We start from the raw sequence: 18,081 nt of genomic DNA on the forward strand, positions 1-18,081 counted from the left end.
CGACCGCAGGCCCGCACCGACCTGTAGGAGCAGCGGGGGCGCCTAACCTTGCTGGCGAGGAGGTCGGTCGATCATCAGCCAGCCGCCGGGCTGGCACGGATCGCCAGCAAGCTGGCGCCTACAAGAAGCGTACGCTCCGCGTCGCTGGACGCCGAGCGTCCGCTGCCAAGGTTCCCACGCAGAAGCGTGGGGACCATCGATCTCGAGAAAAACCATCTTGCGCAGCTACGACAACTCATCCAGCCGCTGCTGCAGAAAGCGCCGCTCCGGCTCCAGCCGCGCCAGGCGCAGGGCCGCTCGGTAGGCTTCGCGGGCCTCGTCGATGCGCGCCAGCCGCCGCAGCAGGTCGGCGCGGGCGGCATGGCTCAGGTGGTAGTCGCGCAGCTCGCCGCGCGCCAGCAGCTCGTCCACCAGTTGCAGGCCGGCCGCCGGGCCGTCGCGCATCGCCACGGCCACCGCGCGGTTCAGTTCCACCACCGGCGACGGGCTCAGGCCCAGCAGCACGTCGTAGAGCCGGACGATCTGCGCCCAGTCGGTCTGCACCGCGCTCGGCGCCTCGGCATGCACGGCGACGATCGCCGCCTGCAGGGCATAGGGTCCGAGATCGCGGCTGGCCAGGGCGCGGCGCACCAACAAAGAGCCCTCGGCTATCAGTTGCCGATCCCAGGCGCTGCGGTCCTGCTCGTCCAGCCGCACCAGTTCTCCGGCCGCATCGGTACGCGTGGCGCGGCGCGCGTCGTGCAGCAGCATCAGCGCCAACAGGCCCATCACCTCGGCGTCGGGCAGCAACTCCAGCAATAGCCGGCCGAGGCGAATGGCCTCGGTGCACAGATCGGCACGGGTCAGCGACGCCCCCGCGGAGGCCGAATAGCCCTCGTTGAACACCAGATAGATCACCCGCAGCACGCTGTCGAGCCGCGCCGGCAGCTCCTCGCGCTCCGGCACGCGATAGGGAATCCGCGCATCGCGGATCCGCGCCTTGGCACGGACGATACGCTGGGCGATGGTGGCGGGCGCGGCGAGGAAGGCCCGCGCGATCTCCTCGGTGGTCAGGTCGCAGACTTCGCGCAGGGTCAGGGCCACGCGCGCATCGGCCGGCAGCGCCGGATGGCAGCAGGTGAAGATCAGCCGCAGACGATCGTCTTCCACCTCATCGAGCTCCGCTTCATGCGCCTCGCCCTCCAGCTGCTCGGCCAGCAGCCGCAGCGAGGCATCGAACCGCGCGCGCCGGCGCAGGGCATCGATGGCCTTGAAGCGCCCGGCGGAGACCAGCCAGGCGCGCGGGTTGCCCGGCACGCCGTCGCGCGGCCACTGCTGCAGCGCCGCGGCGAAGGCGTCATGCAGGGCCTCCTCGGCGCGATCGAAATCGCCCAGCAGACGGATCAGGGTCGCCAGTACCCGGCGCGACTCGGCCCGGTAGACCGCCTCGACCGCCGCCGTCGCGGATTGTCCGCTGCAGCGCATGTCAGCGCTGCGGCAGTTGGCGCAACGGGCGCACCTCGACGCAGCCGAACGTCGCCGGCGGGATCTTCGCGGCGATGGCCTCGGCTTCGCCCTGGTCGGCCGCCTCGATCAGGTAGAAGCCGGCCAGTTGCTCGCGGGTCTCGGCGAAGGGCCCGTCGACCACCGTGGCGACACCGTCGCGGACCCTCACCGTGCGCGCGGTGCGCACCGCCTGCAGCGGCTCGCCGGCGAGCATGTGGCCGCTGGCGCGCAGCGCTTCGCCACAGGCCAGGCAGCGCGCGACCAGCGCCTGCCATTGCTCGTCGCTCATCTCGTCGACACGCTGCTCGTCGTAATAGATCAGGCACAGGTATTTCATGACGCTCTCCGTCTGCCGGTCACGGAGAAAAGCTAGCAGCCGGCAGCCGGACGCGCGTCGACGGGCGACGAATACCGTTCAACCCGTCCGTTGCTGGCCGGACGACGGTTCCTGCGACATGCAGACCTGGCCGGTTTCCATATCGAAGGGCATCGAGAAATGCTCGTGGATCACCTTCCAGTCGCCGTCGCGCCGGGCCCAGACCCGGCTGCCGCGCATCCAGGCGGTCTGCATCTGCCCCTCGGCGTTGGGCCCGCCGCAATGGTTGAGCATGCGGCTGTAGGCCAGATCACCGCCCACCGTCACGTGCAACTCGTGGGTCTCGAGGAAGCCTTCGCCCTGGCAGAACTCGAAACAGCGTTGCCAATGGGCGCGGTACTCCTCCAGCCCCTTGAATTGCAGCGCCCCGACGGCGTCGAAGGCGACCAGGTCGTCGGCGTACTGGGCCATGATCCGGTCCAGGTCCTTGGCCTTGGTGTCGCGTTCGAACGCTTCGTGGAGCTGGCGGATACGGTTTTCGTCCTGGCGGATGTCGTGCGTCATGTCCATCTCCTGTTCTCGTGGTTCAACGATGGGTTCATTGACTGGTCGAGCGGCAGGCACGCGAATCGACAGGCGAGCCGGATTTTTTGATCGGCCACCGCCGGTGGTCGCTATCGCTGGACGCAGTCGATCGCTCCCATGCTCTGCGTGGGAGCGCCAGCCACGACGCTCCGCGCCGCTGGACGCAGAGCGTCCACCGCCAGGGTTACCACGCTGGAGCGTGGGAACCATCAAGCGCCGGGACGAGTCCAGGCGCCGGTGCACTTGGCGCGAGCGGGCATCCTCGAATCTGAATATTGTTGCGAATTATTATCATTGAGCTATCCTATCCGGCTCTGATCGCCATGCCGCCTGGCTCCTGCCGACGGCATGCCTCCTCGCAAAGACCACCAGCCCAGTCAGGCCCACCATGACCATCCTTCGCCTCCCTCGTAAAACAGGTGCCGCCGCCGCCCTGCTGCCCGTCTGCCTTGCCGCCAGCTTCGCCGGTACCCCGGCCATGGCGCAGCAATCTGCAACCACGCAGCCTTCGCAAGGGCAGACCAGCCGACCCAGCGAGCCGCTCGAACTGCCGGAAACCGAAGTGGTCGCCAGCGCCGACGCCTCGTCCGGCGGCCTGACCGAGCCCTATGCCGGCGAACAGGTGGCGCGCGGTGGCCGGGTCGGCATCCTCGGCAACCAGGACTATATGGATACGCCGTTCACCTCGACGGCCTACACCTCGCAACTGATCCAGGACCAGCAGGCGCGCAGCGTCTCCGACGTGCTGCAGAACGACCCCTCGGTGCGCGTGGCGCGCGGCTTCGGCAACTTCCAGGAGCTGTACGTGGTGCGCGGCTTCCCGGTCTACTCCGACGACATTTCCTACAACGGCCTCTATGGCCTGCTGCCGCGCCAGTACGTGGCCGCCGAATTCATCGAGCGCGTGGAAGTATTCCGCGGCGCCAATACCTTCCTCAATGGCGCAGCACCCGGCGGCAGCGGCATCGGCGGGGCAATCAATATTCTGCCCAAGCGCGCACCCAACGAGCCGCTCACCCGTCTGACCATGGGCGCGGAAAACGGCGGCCACGGCATGGTCGCGACCGATATCGCCCGCCGCTTCGGCGAGGACAACCGTTTCGGCGTGCGCCTGAATGCAGCCAAACGCGCCGGCGAGACCACCGTCGAGGATGAAGACCGCACCCTGGATATGTTCGCCCTGGGCCTGGACTACCAGGGCGACCGCTTCCGCCTGTCGGCCGACATCGGCCACCAGTACCACTTCATCGACAGCCCGCGCCCGAGCGTGACGCCCAGCGGCGGCATCCCCAGCGCGCCGGATGCGGACGACAACTTCGCCCAGCCCTGGACCTATTCGAAGGAGAAGCAGACCTTCGGCACCTTCCGCGCCGAATACGATTTCTCGGACTCGGTCACCGGCTGGCTGGCAGCTGGTGTGCGAGAAGGGGAGGAGAAGAACCGACTGGCCAACCCGACCTACACCGGAGCGGGCACGACGACTGCCTACCGTTTCGACAACGTACGCGAAGAACAGGTAGCCACCAGCGAAGTCGGTTTGCGCGCACGTGGTCAGACGGGTTCGGTATCCCATGGGTGGGTGATATCGGCGTCGATGTTCGACGTGAAGGATCGCAACGCATGGGCTGCCAGCGACTGGTACGCGCCGTTCGTGGGTGATCTCTACTCCCCCAGTGACGTCGCCATGCCGGCCATCAGCCCTGACCCCAACATGACAGCCGGCTCAATGTCCGATCCTAAGATCACGGCACGCACCCACACCCAGAGCCTGGCCATCGCCGACACCCTCGGCTTCCTCGATGATCGTCTGCTGATCACGCTCGGAGTGCGCCGTCAGGGCATCGAATCCAAGGGCTACGATTACGACACAGGTGATCGCTCTTCGTCCTACAACCGCTACGAAACCACTCCTGTGGCAGGTGTGGTCTACAAGCTGACCGACGAACTCTCGCTCTATGCCAACTACATCGAAGGGTTGGTCAAAGGTGACATCGCACCTTCCACGATCTTCGTCGATGGTCGCACCAGGACAGTCGACAACTTCGGTCAGGCACTATCGCCCTATGTCTCCAAGCAGACCGAAATCGGCTTGAAGTACGACCAAGGCAACCTTGGCGGTAGCCTCGCTGTCTTTACGACCAAACGGCCGTTCGCGACCTTCGAGTATGACGTCGCTGCCGATGCCGACAGTGGCGTCTACGCCGAAAACGGCGAGCAGCGTAACCGCGGCATTGAATTGAGCCTGTTCGGCGAACCGGTCTATGGGGTACGTGTTCTGGGTGGTCTCACGCTGCTGGATGCCGAACTTACCAAGACCCGTGCCGGCATCAACGATGGCAATCGTGCCATCGGCGTGCCACGCACTCAAGCCAACGTCGGCACGGAGTGGGATGTACCTGCTGTACAGAACCTGACCCTGACAGCGCGTGCCCTGTACACCGGCAAGCAATACGCGGACGCCGAGAATGACCTGGAAGTACCTTCCTGGACCCGTTTTGATCTGGGTGCCCGCTACCGCATGGTCGTGGACGACCGTGACGTAACCCTGCGCGCCAATCTGGAAAACGTCACCGGGCGCGACTACTGGGCCTCGGTCGGCGGCTACCCGGATGCCGGTTACCTCGTCCTCGGCGCCCCCCGCACCCTCTCGCTCAGCGCCACGGTCGACTTCTGATGCGGGCAGTCGTTCTGCGCCGATGGGGCTGGATTCATAAGTGGTCCAGCCTCGTCTGCACGCTGTTCATCCTGCTGCTGTGCCTGACCGGTCTGCCACTGATCTTCTCCCACGAGATCGACCACCTGACCGGCGCCGAGATCGAGGCGCCGCCGATGCCGGCCGGCACCCCGCGCGTCTCGGTCGACCAGGTCGCCGCCGAGGCGGTACGTGCCTACCCGGGGCTGGTGCCGCTGTACTTCTTCGCCGAGGAGGACGCACCGGACCTCTGGTACGTCAAGCTCGACACCCGCGTCGATACCGATGAAAGCCAGTCGCTCTTGATCATGTCCGACGCCCGCACCGCCGAAGTGGTGGGCGCGCCGAACTTCGACGAAGGCTTTATGAGCGTGATGTACCGCCTGCACGTGGACCTTTATGCGGGGCTGCCCGGCAAGCTGTTCCTCGGTGCCATGGGCCTCTTGCTGATGGTGGCGATCGTCTCCGGCGTGGTGCTCTATGCGCCCTTCATGCGCAAGCTGGGCTTCGCCGAGGTGCGCCGCGAACGGGCACCGCGCACGCGCTGGCTGGACCTGCACAACCTGCTCGGCATCGTTACGCTGGTCTGGGCGCTGGCGGTGGGCTTCACCGGGGTGATCAACACCTGGGCCGACCTGATCTTCAAGGGCTGGCAGGCCGACCAGATGCGCGCGTTGCAGGCCGGCGAGACGCGGGTGCTGCTCGGCGCCGACGCCCCCGGGGCGCCGGCCGTCGACGGCTCGCTGCAGGCGGCGGTCGACCGCGTACTGGCGGCCGCGCCAGGCATGGCGGTGGCAATGATCGCCTACCCCGGCACCCTGCGCGCAACGCCCGAGCACGTGGCGGTGATCCTCAGCGGCGACACGCCGCTGACCTCGCGGCTGACCCAGGCACTGCTGGTGGACCCGACGTCCGGCGAAGTGCTCGAGGCGAGCGCCCGCCCCTGGTACGTCACCGCCCTGCAGTTGTCCGAGCCGCTGCACTTCGGCGACTACGGGGGCCTGCCGCTGAAGGTGCTCTGGGCGCTGCTGGACATCCTCACCATCGTCGTACTGGGCAGCGGCCTGTACCTCTGGCTCAAGCGCGGCCCAGCGGAGCCCAGGGCATGATGCGCATCTGGGTATGGCCGGTCATCGTCGCCCTGGTGTCGACCGCCGGACTGATCGCCGGACTGGTATCCGAAGGCCTGGGCGACTGGCTGAGCTGGTTCGCGCTCGGCGTGCCGGTGGCGATCGGTTGCCATGGCCTGGCGCGCGGCCGGGCAGTGAAACGGCCGCAGCGCAGTGTCGCCGCCAAGCCGCTCGACGCCTCCGCGCCGCACACCACCGATCGCGGCTGAGCGCGCAGCGGCGTTGCCGATCCGCCTGGTCGGATCGCAACGCGCCGTGCGTGGTCATAGTCTGCACGACCGTCGCGGAGCTCCGCATGCGCCAACGCAGCCTGCTACACCGCATGGCGCTCGCCGCGACCCTGGCCTTCAGCATCACGGGAGTCGCAGCCCCCATGCCCCACGTCCTGATCGGCAGCTACACCCATGACAGCGACAGCCCGGGCATCCATCGCCTGCGCTTCGATGCCGAACGCGGCCAGTTGCAGCCGCTGCAGACCGTCGCCAGCCACAATCCCTCCTGGCTGGTGCTGGACGAGCGGCGTCGTCGGTTCTACGCGACCAACGAGAACGGCCCCGGACATCCCGACCCGGTCGGCCGGGTCAGCGCCTTCACCATCGCCGACGACGGCGAACCGCAGCCGCTGGGCCAGGCCAGTACGCTCGGCGACGAGCCGACCCATGCCAGCCTGAGCGCCGATGGCCGCTACCTGTTCGTCGCCAACTACGGCTCGCGGGCGAATCCCGGCGGCAGCCTGGCGGTGATCCCGCTCGACGGGCAAGGGCGCCCGCAGCCGGTGACGCAGATCGCCGCGCACCCACCCAGCGGCGTGCACTCCGAGCGCCAGCGCGGCGCGCACGTGCATTCGGCGGTGCCGTCGCCCGATGGCCGCCAGTTGTTCGTCAGCGACCTGGGCGCCGACCGGGTATTCGTCTACCGCTACGACCCGGCCAATGTCGAACGGCCGCTGCAACCGGCCGAACCGGCCAGCGTCGAGCTGCCACCCGGCAGCGGGCCGCGGCATCTGGCATTCAGCCCCGACGGCCGCCAGGCCTACCTGACCCTCGAACTCAGCGCCCAGGTGGCGCGCTTCGACCACGTCGATGGCCGGCTCACCCAACGCCAACTGGTCGATCTCGCCGCAGCCGGAGCGAGCGAAGCCCATTCGCCGGGCGCCATCCACCCCTCCGCCGACGGGCGCTTTCTCTACGTCAGCGACCGCGGCGAGCACAACCGGATCGTCGTCTTCGCCGTGGAAGAGGACGGCAGTCTGCGCGAGATACAGCGGCGCGCCAGCGAAGGACGCGAGCCGCGGGAGCTGGCCATCGCCCCGGACGGGCGCTTCCTGCTGGTGGCCAACCAGCTGAGCGACAGCCTGGTGGTGATGCGCCGCGATCCGGCCAGCGGGCGGCTCGGCGACACCGTGCAGACGCTGCGTATCGGCCGCCCGTCGGATATCAAGTTCCTGGGCGCGCCAGAGTCCCGATAGCGCAAGCGGCCCGTCTCGGAACGCCGGCCAGATTACTGCGCCGGGCTGTCGGGGCGCTGCGGCTCGTGCAGCGCCTCCTCGTCGCTGACCTCCTCGGCCATACCCGGCGGCACGTTGTAGGCGCCGCCGGGTACGTCGGCCTCGTCGCCACCGGATACCTCGCCATGGGTCGAGGTGGTTTCCGGGTCCTGCCCGTGGGCATCGCCACTCGGATCGATCGACTCGATGCTCTCGCGGCCCTGTTCGTTCTGGCTCATCGCGGGTCCTCCGCCATCTGCGGTGGTTGTAATGCCCCGGGACGATCCGGGGACCTTTCGTTTAGGGCGGAGCCAGCCCGGGGAAGTTGCAGGAAGGAAGCGTCTTCGCTGACCAATGGCCGCTCGGCGGCGCGGCTGAACTATTCCATGGGCGGCGCAGCCCAAACTGCACAAGAACTGCCACAGACCAGGACCATGCAACTCACGACTCGAAGCCTGCCGATCATCCCCGCCACCCTCCCGCAGACAACGAAGCAACCCTCGCGGGAGCTGTATTTCGCCCTCTCCCATGAGGCCGACGACGAGGCGCGGGCGACCGCCGCGCACTACCTGCGACGCCAGCTCGAAGCCGCCGCCGCGCTGCCGTGCGACCTGCCAGGGGACCCACGGGACCTGCCGCACTGGCTCGAACAGCGCACCGCCAAGGTCGGCCGGCAGTACCAGGCCTATCTGGAGCAGCGGCGGACCGGCGGGCCACGCCGCTATTTCTCCAGCAAGGCCCACGCGCTGCATTTCCTGCGCGGCGTGGCGCCGACCAAGCTGGTCGATGGCGCCTGGCTCTATGGCCTGCTGCAGCGTTGGGACGACCCGCGCTTCACCGCGCTGATCCAGACCTACCTGGAGGAACTCGGCGAGGGCCGGCCGGAAAAGAACCACGTGGTGCTCTACCGCAAGCTGCTGGCCAGCCAGGGCTGCGACGACTGGCAGGCGCTGGACGACGCGCACTTCGTCCAGGGCGCGATCCAGCTGGCGCTGGCCGAACATGCCGAGCAGTTCCTGGCGGAAGTGATCGGCTTCAACCTGGGCTACGAGCAATTGCCGCTGCACCTGCTGATCACCGCCTACGAGCTGACCGAGTTGGGCATCGACCCCTATTACTTCACCCTGCACGTCACGGTCGACAATGCCGACAGCGGCCATGCGACGAAGGCCGTCCAGGGGTTGCTGGCGGCCTGGCCGCAGGTCGCCGACGGCGCCGAATTCTACCGGCGGGTGCGTGCCGGCTACCGCCTCAACGAGTTGGGCGCCAGCACCCTCTCGGTGATCGGCGATTTCGATCTGCAGCGCGAGGTGTTGCGCATTTTCGCGAGGAAGGCCGGCGTCGGCCGCTTCATCCACTCCGACTATTGCCGCTTCGAGGGCCGCACGGTCAACCAATGGCTGGGCGAGCCGGAGCGCGTCGGGTCGTTCCTCGCCGTGCTGGAGAAACGCGGCTGGATCAAGCATGGCCATGACCCACGGGAAAGCCGCTTCTGGCAACTGATCACCGGGGAACAGGCGCCCATGTTCGGGGTCTTCAGCGCGCACGAACAGCAACTGATCCACGCCTGGATCGCCGGTGACTGGCAGGCCGACGGCAAGCGCAGCCCGCACCGCGCGCCGTTCGGCGCACACCGCCAGCATGGCCGGGCGAGCCCGTCGCCCATCGAGCGCCCTGCCGACAACGATTTCGATGAAGAACTGCAATTGCTCGAACGGCAGGTGGCGCGGCAGCCGACGCGCGAGGCGCGCATGCGCCTGCTGCTGCCCCTGCTCGCGCCCCAGCGCCACCACAGCGCCGCCGGCCTGCTGGCCACGCGACTGTTCACCGGACTGTTCAACTGAAGGCATACGCCAAGGACGCAACGAATGACCCTGGAAACCGCGCAGGACCGCGCGCTGCTGCATCTGGCGCAAGCCATACGCGATCGCGGCTATCACTTCATCACGCCTACGCCGCTGACCCATGAGCGGGTCAACCAGCGCCCGGAGAACGCCCTGGCCGAAGACCTGCCCGGGGTGTTCGGCTGGAGCCGGCCGTTCCAGCACGAACTACTGCCGCCGCCGCTGTTCAGCCTGATGGACCAGGCCCAGGTGCTCGAACCCTGCGGCACGCGCTGGCGCAGCAAGGTGCGCCTGTCGAGCCTGGACGGCCAGCTGTTCCTGCATTCGGCTTTTCCCACCGAAGCGACGGATGCGGTGTTCTTCGGCCCGGACACCTACCGCTTCGCCAGCGCCATCCAGTGCCACCTGAACCGCCATGCCGGCGAGCTACGCCGTGCGGTGGACATCGGTTGCGGCTCCGGCGCGGGGGCGATCCTCACGGCCCTGGCGCGGCCGCACGCCGAGGTGCTGGCGCTGGACATCAACCCCGCCGCGCTGCGCCTGGCGCGCATCAACGCCGCGCTGGCCGGCGCCGACAACCTGCGCGCCGAGCACAGCGACCTGTTCGGCGCGGTCGGCGGCGACTTCGACCTGATCCTGGCCAACCCGCCCTATCTGGTCGACCCCGACCAGCGCGCCTACCGTCACGGCGGCGGGCCGCTGGGCGCCGGCCTGTCGCTGGCGATCCTCGACAGCGCGCTCGAGCGTCTGGCGCCCGGCGGTACGCTGCTGCTGTATACCGGAGTCGCCATGCTCGACAACCAGGACCCCTTCCTGGCCGAGGTGCGCCAGCGTCTGGAGCGGACGACCCTGCACTGGCGCTACCGCGAGATCGACCCGGACGTGTTCGGCGAGGAACTGCTCGGCGGCGCCTACACCCGCTGCGACCGCATCGCCGCCGTGGTGCTGGAAGTCACCCGCACGCCCACCTGAATCCGTAGGGTGGATAACGCCGAAGGCTTATCCACGCGTGCCAGGGCAACAGGTAGGCCGTAGGGTGGATGGCCACCCCGTGGAAGACCGCGAAGCGTTTTCCACGCGTACCAGGACCTTCATATGGGCAACAGGTAGAGACATACCGACAAGGTGATCAGCGAACCGAGCGTCGAATACAGCACCACCCGCGACACCCGCGAGCCCTCGCGGCCGTAGAACTCGGCGAGCATGTACGGCCCGGTGCCGGTCGGCAGCGCGCTGAGCAGCAGCGCGGAATAGGCCCAGAGTGCCGGCAGTTCGAAGACCACGAACGCCAGGTACCAGGTGATCAGCGGCTGCACCACCAGCTTCAGCCCCACCAGCGGCCACACGCCCTGCACCTTGCCGGCGGGCTGCGGCTGGGCGAGGAACAGCCCCAGTGACACCAGCGCACAGGGCGCCGCGGCCGCGCCGAGCAGTTTGAGCAGCGTCGCCAGCGGCACCGGCAGGCTCGCGCCACTGGCCGCCCAGGCCCCGCCGAGCATGGGCGCCACCACCAGTGGATTGCGCAGCAGCGCGCTGCTGACCTTGCCCAGCGTGCGGGCGAAGCCCTGCCCGGCGTGCAGGCCGGTCTCGACGCAGGCCAGGGCGATGGCGAACAGCACGCAGACCACCACGATCGACGCCACCATCGCCGGCTGCAGCGCCTCGTCGCCCAGCACCAGCATGCACAGTGGAATGCCGATATAGCCGGTATTGGCGTAGGACGCGCCGAGCGCATCGAGGCTGGCATCGACCAGCGGCTGCTTCTGCAGCATCCGATAGCCGAGCGCGAAGCCGAACACACCGAGGCAGCCGACGGCGAAGGCGGTGATGAAGCCCGGCTGCCAGAGCTGCGCCCAGGTCGAGGTCGCGACCACGTTGAACAGCAGCGCCGGCAGCCCCAGCCAGACGACGAAACGGTTCAGCTCGGATGCGCCCGTCGGCCCCATCCGTCCCGTGCGGCGGCACAGATAACCGAGAAAAATCAGGGCGAAGACGGGCAGGACGACATTGACGACCGAGGACATGGGCTCTCATCTGCAGGCGTGATCGTCGCTGAGCCCGATGAAGGGCATACGACCGGAACGGCCGGCCACCTTAACAAAAAATCCCGGCCGATCGAGAGGCGTGCTCGATACAGCCTCAATCGGGTTGAGCCGCTTCGCGGCGAAGCCCGAATCACAGGGCCAAACAACAGGCGGGCCTGCCACACGTCGACATGCACCCTCATGAGCAATGCATTGGCCGGCACCTCGCGTTGTTGGGCTTCGCTGCGCTCAACCCAACGGCTTTAACCAGGCACGCTCGGGCGCACCGCCGTCGCCGGCCCGCCCCCGCCCGGTGCATGGAACGCCCCTGCAAGGATATCGCCTGCCGCAAGTTGCACTCCGCGCACCGAAAGACTGCAGAAACGCTCAATGCAATTGCTGCGGATAGCCGTTGGGCTCGGCGCGTGCGGCGGCGAACTCGGGTTCGGCGCGGCCGCGCATGTTCTGCGCCGCCTCGGGAAAACCGCTGCGGTCACCGTAGTCCCATTCGGTGCTCGGCACCCGTTCGGCATCCAGGCCCTTGGCGCAACCCAGGTCCAGCAGGGTGATACCGGCTACCGCGCCCGCGGCGATGGCGGCATTGGCCGGCTCGTGGCCGTGCTCGATGCTCCAGCCGAGGCCGGCCAGGTCCAGCGCATCGCCACCGATGCGGCCATAGACCCAGGGCTTGGGATCGTCCGCCAGCAGCAGGCCGACGCCGGTGGCGATCTCGCGCAGGCCGCAGGCGCGCACGGCGCCCTCGCTGCCCGGCATGCCGATGAAACCCGCGACCTGCCGCGGCGCCAGCAACTGCGCTACTCCCAGGCCGACGCTGAACCAGCCGAGCCCGCGGGCCAGCGAACGGGCCGAATGGTCGGGGCGGGTGACTTGACGTGGAATACTCATGGAATCTCCTCGTTCAGCCGCTTCCGCGAAAGCGGAAAACGGCAACTTGCAGGCCTTGTGAAAACGTAGCGAGCGAAGGTCAGGCAAGGCGCAACGACCAGCGGGAGTAACAGCCGAAGGCTGGCCCGAAGGGCGAGCGCAGCGAGTCAAAACAGGCAAAAAGCGGAGTTTACGAGTGGTAAACGAGCATTTTGCTCGGACTCGCGCACGAGCCTGTTTTAACGCAGCATGACCGAGCACGGTAGTTTTCACATGGTCTGTCGGTCAGGGTTTGAGAACTACCTTGATGCAGCCGTCGTGCTTGTCACGGAAGGTCTTGTACATCTCCGGCCCCTGTTCGAGCCCAACGCTGTGGGTGATGACGAAGCTGGGGTCGATCTGGCCTTCCTGGATGCGCCGGAGCAGGTCGTCGGTCCAGCGGTTGACGTGGGTCTGGCCCATGCGGAAGGTCAGGCCCTTGTTCATCGCCGCGCCGAACGGGATCTTGTCGATCAGCCCGCCGTAGACGCCGGGAATCGAAATGATCCCGGCCGGGCGGCAGACGTAGATCATCTCGCGCAGCACGTGCGGGCGGTCGGTTTCCAGCATCAGCGCCTGCTTGGCGCGGTCGTACAGCGAATCGAGCGAGCGCGCCGCGTGCGCCTCCATGCCCACCGAATCGATGCACTTTTCCGGGCCGCGGCCCTGGGTCAGCTCGGCGAGGCGCTCGAGCACGCTTTCGTCGTCGAAGTCGATGGTCACGGCGCCGCCAGCGCGGGCCATGGACAACCGCTCGGGCACGTTGTCGATGCAGATCACCTGCTCGGCGCCCATCATCACCGCACTGCGCACGGCGAACTGGCCGACGGGACCTGCGCCCCAGACCGCCACGGTGTCGGTGGGCTGGATGTCGCACTGCGCCGCGGCCTGCCAGCCGGTGGGGAGGATGTCGCCGAGAAACAGCACCTGCTCGTCGGTCAGCCCCTCGGGGATCACCACCGGGCCGACGTCGGCATAGGGCACCCGGACGAATTCGGCCTGGCCGCCGGCATAGCCGCCGGTGAGGTGGGTATAGCCGTAGAGTCCGGCGGTGGTGTGGCCGAACACCTTGTCGGCGATGTCCTTGTTGCGGTTGGTGCGCTCGCAGACGGAGAAGTTGCCGCGCCGGCACTGATCGCATTCGCCGCAGACAATGGTGAAGGGCACCACCACGCGGTCGCCGACCTTGAGCTTCTTGTTCGCCGAGCCGACCTCCATCACCTCGCCCATGAATTCGTGGCCCATGATGTCGCCGTGCTGCATGCCGGGCATGAAGCCGTCGTACAGGTGCAGATCGGAGCCACAGATGGCGCAGGAGCTGACCTTGACGATGGCGTCGCGCGGGTCTTCGATGCTCGGATCGGGGATGTGGTTGTCGCAGCGGATATCGTGCTTGCCGTGCCAGCGGAGGGCTCTCATGGAAAATCTCCTAGTCGGGTGTCCGGAAACGCCGCCCGGTGGTTCTCCTTTACGGCCTCGCTGTCACTCCTCGCGGCGTGCGCTGTCAGGTTTTTAGTAAGCAGCGCCGCCGCAGAGTTGCCCGAGTGCCGACGGACTGCACGCCGGCCTCAGCGCTTGCCCTGTCCCAGCGAGGCATAGCCGTCGCGATAGCTGGGGTACTTCGGTGCCCAACCCAGCGCCCGCGCCCGCTCGTTGCTGCAGCGCTTGCTGCCGGCACGGCGAGTCATCGATTCCTGTGCCCAGTGGCTCACGCCCAATCGCTCGCGCAGCCAGTCGACCACCTCGTGCAGCGGCGCCGGATCGTTGTCGACGCCGAGGTAGCAGTCGGCCAGCGTTTCGCCATGGGCATCGGCCTGCAGCAGGAAGGCCAGCAGGCCGGCGGCATCGTCGCGGTGGATGCGGTTGCTGTACTGCGGCGGCTCGCGATCGACACGCAGGCCCGCGCGCACCTGGCTCTGCAGCCAGGGCCGCGTCGGATCGTAGAGGCCGCCCATGCGCACCCGCGTCGCCGGCACGCCGCAGCCCAGCGCCAGGCGCTCGGCCTCGAGCATCACCTGGCCGGTAAAGCCGCTGGGGACGGTGGCGGAGTTTTCGTCGACCCATTCGCCGTCGCACTGGGCATAGACGCCGGTGCTGGAGACGAACAGCACGCGCCGCGGGCGCTGGCCATGCTGCCGCAACCAGCCGAGCACGTTGCGTAGCCCCTCGACATAGGCCTGGCGATACCCCGCTTCGTCGTGCTGCGTGGCCGAGGCGGCATAGACCAGGTAATCCAGCGCGCCATTGGGCCAGGTGCGCGGGCAGGCCGGGTCGGCGAGATCGCCATCCACCGGCAGGATCGGCACCGGCAGGCCCGCCGCCTGCCGCCGCAGCCCGTAGACCGTCCAGCCGGCGCAGCTCAGCTGCAGGCCGAGGCGGCTGCCGACATCGCCACAACCGGCGATCAACACGGACAGGTGTCTGCGCATCTTCAGCTCCATCCCTAAAGGGCTCCATGGGAGCCGAGTGTAGCGACTTTCACCCCGCGCCGAGCGGTTGGTTCCACGCTGCGCAAAAGGCTATGCTTGCCGGTATCTTGATGGATGCTGACTATGACTCTGACCGAACTGCGCTACATCGTCACCCTTGCCCAGGAACAGCACTTCGGCCGCGCCGCCGAGCGCTGCCACGTCAGCCAGCCGACCCTCTCGGTCGGCGTGAAGAAGCTCGAGGACGAGCTCGGCGTGCTGATCTTCGAACGCACCAAGAGCGCCGTGCGCCTGACACCGGTGGGCGAAGGCATCGTCACCCAGGCGCAGAAGGTGCTGGAGCAGGCGCAGAGCATTCGCGAACTGGCCCAGGTCGGCAAGAACCAGCTGGCCGCACCGCTGAAGGTCGGCGCCATCTATACCGTCGGGCCCTACATGTTCCCGCACCTGATCCCGCAGCTGCACCGCGTGGCGCCGGACATGCCGCTGTACATCGAGGAGAACTTCACCCATATCCTGCGCGACAAGCTGCGCACCGGCGAGCTGGACGCGATCATCATCGCGCTGCCGTTCCAGGAAGCCGACGTGCTGACCAAGCCGCTCTACGACGAGCCATTCTACGTCCTGATGCCGGCCGGACATCCCTGGACCGCGAAGAAATCCATCGACGCCGAGATGCTCAACGACAAGAGCCTGCTGCTGCTCGGCGAAGGCCATTGCTTCCGCGACCAGGTGCTCGAAGCCTGCCCGACCACCCGCAAGGGCGAGGCGCCGAGCCACACCACGGTCGAGTCCAGTTCGCTGGAAACCATCCGCCACATGGTCGCCTCGGGCCTGGGCGTGTCGATCCTGCCGCTGTCGGCAGTGGAGAGCCATCACTATGCCCCGGGCGTGCTGGAAATCCGCCCGATGACCCCGCCGGTGCCGTTCCGCACCGTCGCCATCGCCTGGCGCGCCAGCTTCCCGCGGCCCAAGGCCATCGAGGTGCTGGCCGACTCCATCCGCCTGTGCTCGGTGGGCAAGCCGCCGTCGGCCAGCGCCTGAGCCCATGAGCGAACTGGCGACCATTCCGGTCACCGCGCTCAAGGGCGTCGGCGCGGCCCTGGCCGAGAAGCTCGCCAGGGTCGGGCTGGAAACCCTGCAGGACGTGCTGTTCCACCTGCCGCTGCGCTACCAGGACCGCACCCGCGTGGTGCCCATCGGCGCGCTGCGCCCCGGCCAGGACGCGGTCATCGAGGGCGTGGTGGTCGGCGCCGACGTGGTCATGGGCCGCCGCCGCAGCCTGCTGGTGCGCCTGCAGGACGGCAGCGGCACCTTGAGCCTGCGCTTCTACCACTTCAGCCAGGCGCAGAAGGAAGCCCTCAAGCGCGGCACCCAGTTGCGCTGCTACGGCGAAGCCCGCCCCGGCGCCTCGGGGCTGGAAATCTACCATCCGGAATACCGCGCGCTGAGCACCGAACCCGCTCCGGTGGAGCAGACCCTGACGCCGATCTACCCGACCACCGAGGGCCTGACCCAGCAGCGCCTGCGCAGCCTCAGCGAGCAGGCGCTGAGCCGCCTCGGCCCGCACAGCCTGCCGGACTGGCTGCCCGCCGAACTGGCCCGCGACTATCGCCTAGGACCGCTGGACCAGGCGATCCGCTACCTGCACCGGCCGCCGGCCGACGCCGACCTGGAGGAACTCGCCGAAGGCCGCCACTGGGCGCAGCATCGCCTGGCCTTCGAGGAACTGTTGACCCACCAGCTGTCGCTGCAGCGCCTGCGCGAACGGGTGCGCGCCCAGCAGGCGCCGCAGCTACCGCCAGCGCGGCAGTTGCCGCGGCGCTTTCTCGCCAACCTCGGCTTCACACCGACCGGCGCGCAGCAGCGGGTCGGCGCCGAGATCGCCTACGACCTGGCCCAGGACGAGCCCATGCTGCGCCTGGTGCAGGGCGACGTCGGCGCCGGCAAGACGGTAGTCGCCGCCCTCGCCGCGCTGCAGGCGCTGGAAGCCGGCTACCAGGTGGCGCTGATGGCACCCACCGAGATCCTCGCCGAGCAGCATTTCCTCAATTTCAGCAAGTGGCTCGAGCCGCTCGACATCGAAGTCGCCTGGCTGGCCGGCAAGCTCAAGGGCAAGGCCCGCGTTGCAGCGCTGCAGCGGATCGCCAGCGGCTGCCCGATGGTGGTCGGCACCCACGCATTGTTTCAGGACGAAGTGGTGTTCAAGCGCCTGGCGCTGGTGATCATCGACGAGCAGCACCGCTTCGGCGTCCAGCAGCGCCTGGCCCTGCGCCAGAAAGGCATCGACGGCCGGCTCTGCCCGCACCAGTTGATCATGACCGCCACGCCGATCCCGCGGACCCTGGCGATGAGCGCCTACGCCGATCTCGACACCTCGATTCTCGACGAACTGCCGCCCGGGCGCACGCCGGTGAACACCCTGGTGATCGCCGACAACCGTCGCCTGGAAGTCGTCGAGCGGGTGCGCGCGGCCTGCAACGAGGGGCGCCAGGCCTATTGGGTCTGCACGCTGATCGAGGAGTCCGAGGAACTCACCTGCCAGGCCGCCGAAACCACCTTCGAGGATCTCTCGGCGGCACTCGCCGGCCTGCGCGTCGGCCTGATCCACGGGCGCATGAAACCGGCCGAGAAGGCCGAGGTGATGGACCGCTTCAAGCGCGGCGAGCTGCAGCTGCTGGTCGCCACCACGGTGATCGAGGTCGGTGTCGACGTACCCAACGCCAGCCTGATGATCATCGAGAACCCCGAACGCCTGGGGCTCGCCCAACTGCACCAGTTGCGCGGCCGGGTCGGCCGCGGCAGCGCGGCCAGCCATTGCGTGCTGCTCTACCATCCGCCACTGTCGCAACTGGGCCGCGAGCGCCTGGCGATCATGCGCGAGACCTGCGACGGCTTCCTCATCGCCGAGAAGGACCTGGAGTTGCGCGGCCCCGGCGAGATGCTCGGCACCCGCCAGACCGGGCTGCTGCAGTTCAAGGTCGCCGATCTGATGCGCGATGCCGACCTGCTGCCGGCAGTGCGCGACGCGTCACAGCAACTGCTGGCACACTGGCCGCAACATGTCAGTCCGCTGCTCGAACGCTGGCTGCGTCATGGCCAGGAATACGGCCAGGTATGACAACCACTCGTCGCCGAAAGCCCTGGGTTCGAGCCCTTGGCTATA

Annotated in this window: 16 protein-coding genes; 8 read left to right on the plus strand and 8 right to left on the minus strand. The window is 68.0% G+C overall.

Translation table 11 applies throughout. The annotated features are described in order from the left end of the window. Positions 1-225 precede the first annotated feature (225 nt). The 3 genes from IN820_RS12285 to IN820_RS12295 all read right to left on the minus strand — a co-directional run bounded on the left by IN820_RS12285 (position 226) and on the right by IN820_RS12295 (position 2,365). Positions 226-1,464, minus strand: a complete 1,239-nt coding sequence (locus IN820_RS12285; protein WP_193681255.1) for an RNA polymerase sigma factor — start codon at positions 1,462-1,464, stop codon at positions 226-228. Position 1,465: 1 nt separating this feature from the next. Then, positions 1,466-1,822 (minus strand): YciI family protein, encoded by a 357-nt coding sequence (locus IN820_RS12290; RefSeq protein WP_193681256.1) that lies wholly within the window; start codon positions 1,820-1,822, stop codon positions 1,466-1,468. 78 nt (positions 1,823-1,900) lie between these two features. Continuing rightward, positions 1,901-2,365 (minus strand): YybH family protein, encoded by a 465-nt coding sequence (locus IN820_RS12295; protein ID WP_193681257.1) that lies wholly within the window; start codon positions 2,363-2,365, stop codon positions 1,901-1,903. A 409-nt stretch (positions 2,366-2,774) separates the two neighbouring features. Here IN820_RS12295 and IN820_RS12300 point away from each other — a divergent pair, with 409 nt between their 5' ends. From IN820_RS12300 to IN820_RS12315, 4 genes are all read left to right on the plus strand, one after another. Further along, entirely contained in the window at positions 2,775-5,060 is a 2,286-nt protein-coding gene (locus tag IN820_RS12300) for a TonB-dependent receptor (protein ID WP_193681258.1), read from the plus strand. Continuing rightward, entirely contained in the window at positions 5,060-6,187 is a 1,128-nt protein-coding gene (locus IN820_RS12305) for a PepSY-associated TM helix domain-containing protein (RefSeq protein ID WP_193681259.1), read from the plus strand. Before IN820_RS12300 ends, IN820_RS12305 begins: the two co-directional genes overlap by 1 nt. After that, positions 6,184-6,417 carry a hypothetical protein gene (locus tag IN820_RS12310; RefSeq protein ID WP_193681298.1) on the plus strand — a complete coding sequence of 78 codons (234 nt, stop codon included), beginning with the start codon at positions 6,184-6,186 and terminating at the stop codon, positions 6,415-6,417. Before IN820_RS12305 ends, IN820_RS12310 begins: the two co-directional genes overlap by 4 nt. A gap of 86 nt (positions 6,418-6,503) precedes the next feature. After that, a complete protein-coding gene (locus IN820_RS12315) occupies positions 6,504-7,676 on the plus strand; it encodes a lactonase family protein (protein WP_193681260.1) in 1,173 nt (390 codons plus the stop codon). Positions 7,677-7,708: 32 nt separating this feature from the next. Here the strand turns inward: IN820_RS12315 and IN820_RS12320 are convergent, their stop codons facing one another. Then, on the minus strand, positions 7,709-7,933 hold the full coding sequence (locus tag IN820_RS12320) for a hypothetical protein (protein ID WP_193681261.1): 225 nt from the start codon (positions 7,931-7,933) through the stop codon (positions 7,709-7,711). Between the two features lie 195 nt (positions 7,934-8,128). On the opposite strand from IN820_RS12320, the gene IN820_RS12325 reads away from it, so the two are divergent. Together IN820_RS12325 and IN820_RS12330 are read left to right on the plus strand one after the other, a co-directional pair. Continuing rightward, entirely contained in the window at positions 8,129-9,538 is a 1,410-nt protein-coding gene (locus tag IN820_RS12325; protein WP_193681262.1) for an iron-containing redox enzyme family protein, read from the plus strand. A gap of 24 nt (positions 9,539-9,562) precedes the next feature. After that, positions 9,563-10,510: a methyltransferase gene (locus IN820_RS12330; protein ID WP_193681263.1), complete on the plus strand. Its 948-nt coding sequence runs from the start codon at positions 9,563-9,565 to the stop codon at positions 10,508-10,510. Positions 10,511-10,629: 119 nt separating this feature from the next. On the opposite strand, the gene IN820_RS12335 is transcribed toward IN820_RS12330, so the two are convergent. The 4 genes from IN820_RS12335 to IN820_RS12350 form a co-directional block, all read right to left on the minus strand. Then, entirely contained in the window at positions 10,630-11,562 is a 933-nt protein-coding gene (locus IN820_RS12335; RefSeq protein WP_193681264.1) for an AEC family transporter, read from the minus strand. A 387-nt stretch (positions 11,563-11,949) separates the two neighbouring features. Next, complete coding sequence (locus IN820_RS12340; protein ID WP_193681265.1) at positions 11,950-12,468, minus strand: transcriptional regulator; 519 nt, start codon at positions 12,466-12,468, stop codon at positions 11,950-11,952. A gap of 264 nt (positions 12,469-12,732) precedes the next feature. Then, positions 12,733-13,905 carry a zinc-dependent alcohol dehydrogenase gene (locus tag IN820_RS12345; RefSeq protein WP_193681266.1) on the minus strand — a complete coding sequence of 391 codons (1,173 nt, stop codon included), beginning with the start codon at positions 13,903-13,905 and terminating at the stop codon, positions 12,733-12,735. Positions 13,906-14,054: 149 nt separating this feature from the next. Next, positions 14,055-14,915 carry an NAD-dependent epimerase/dehydratase family protein gene (locus IN820_RS12350; RefSeq protein WP_193681267.1) on the minus strand — a complete coding sequence of 287 codons (861 nt, stop codon included), beginning with the start codon at positions 14,913-14,915 and terminating at the stop codon, positions 14,055-14,057. Between the two features lie 123 nt (positions 14,916-15,038). Between IN820_RS12350 and IN820_RS12355 the strand changes: the two genes are divergently transcribed. After that, a complete protein-coding gene (locus IN820_RS12355; RefSeq protein ID WP_193681268.1) occupies positions 15,039-15,959 on the plus strand; it encodes a hydrogen peroxide-inducible genes activator in 921 nt (306 codons plus the stop codon). 4 nt (positions 15,960-15,963) lie between these two features. Further along, positions 15,964-18,036 (plus strand): ATP-dependent DNA helicase RecG, encoded by a 2,073-nt coding sequence (gene recG, locus IN820_RS12360; RefSeq protein WP_193681269.1) that lies wholly within the window; start codon positions 15,964-15,966, stop codon positions 18,034-18,036. The last annotated feature ends 45 nt before the right edge of the window (positions 18,037-18,081 follow it).

The organism is Pseudomonas lopnurensis (genome assembly GCF_015070855.1).
GTDB lineage: Bacteria > Pseudomonadota > Gammaproteobacteria > Pseudomonadales > Pseudomonadaceae > Stutzerimonas > Stutzerimonas lopnurensis.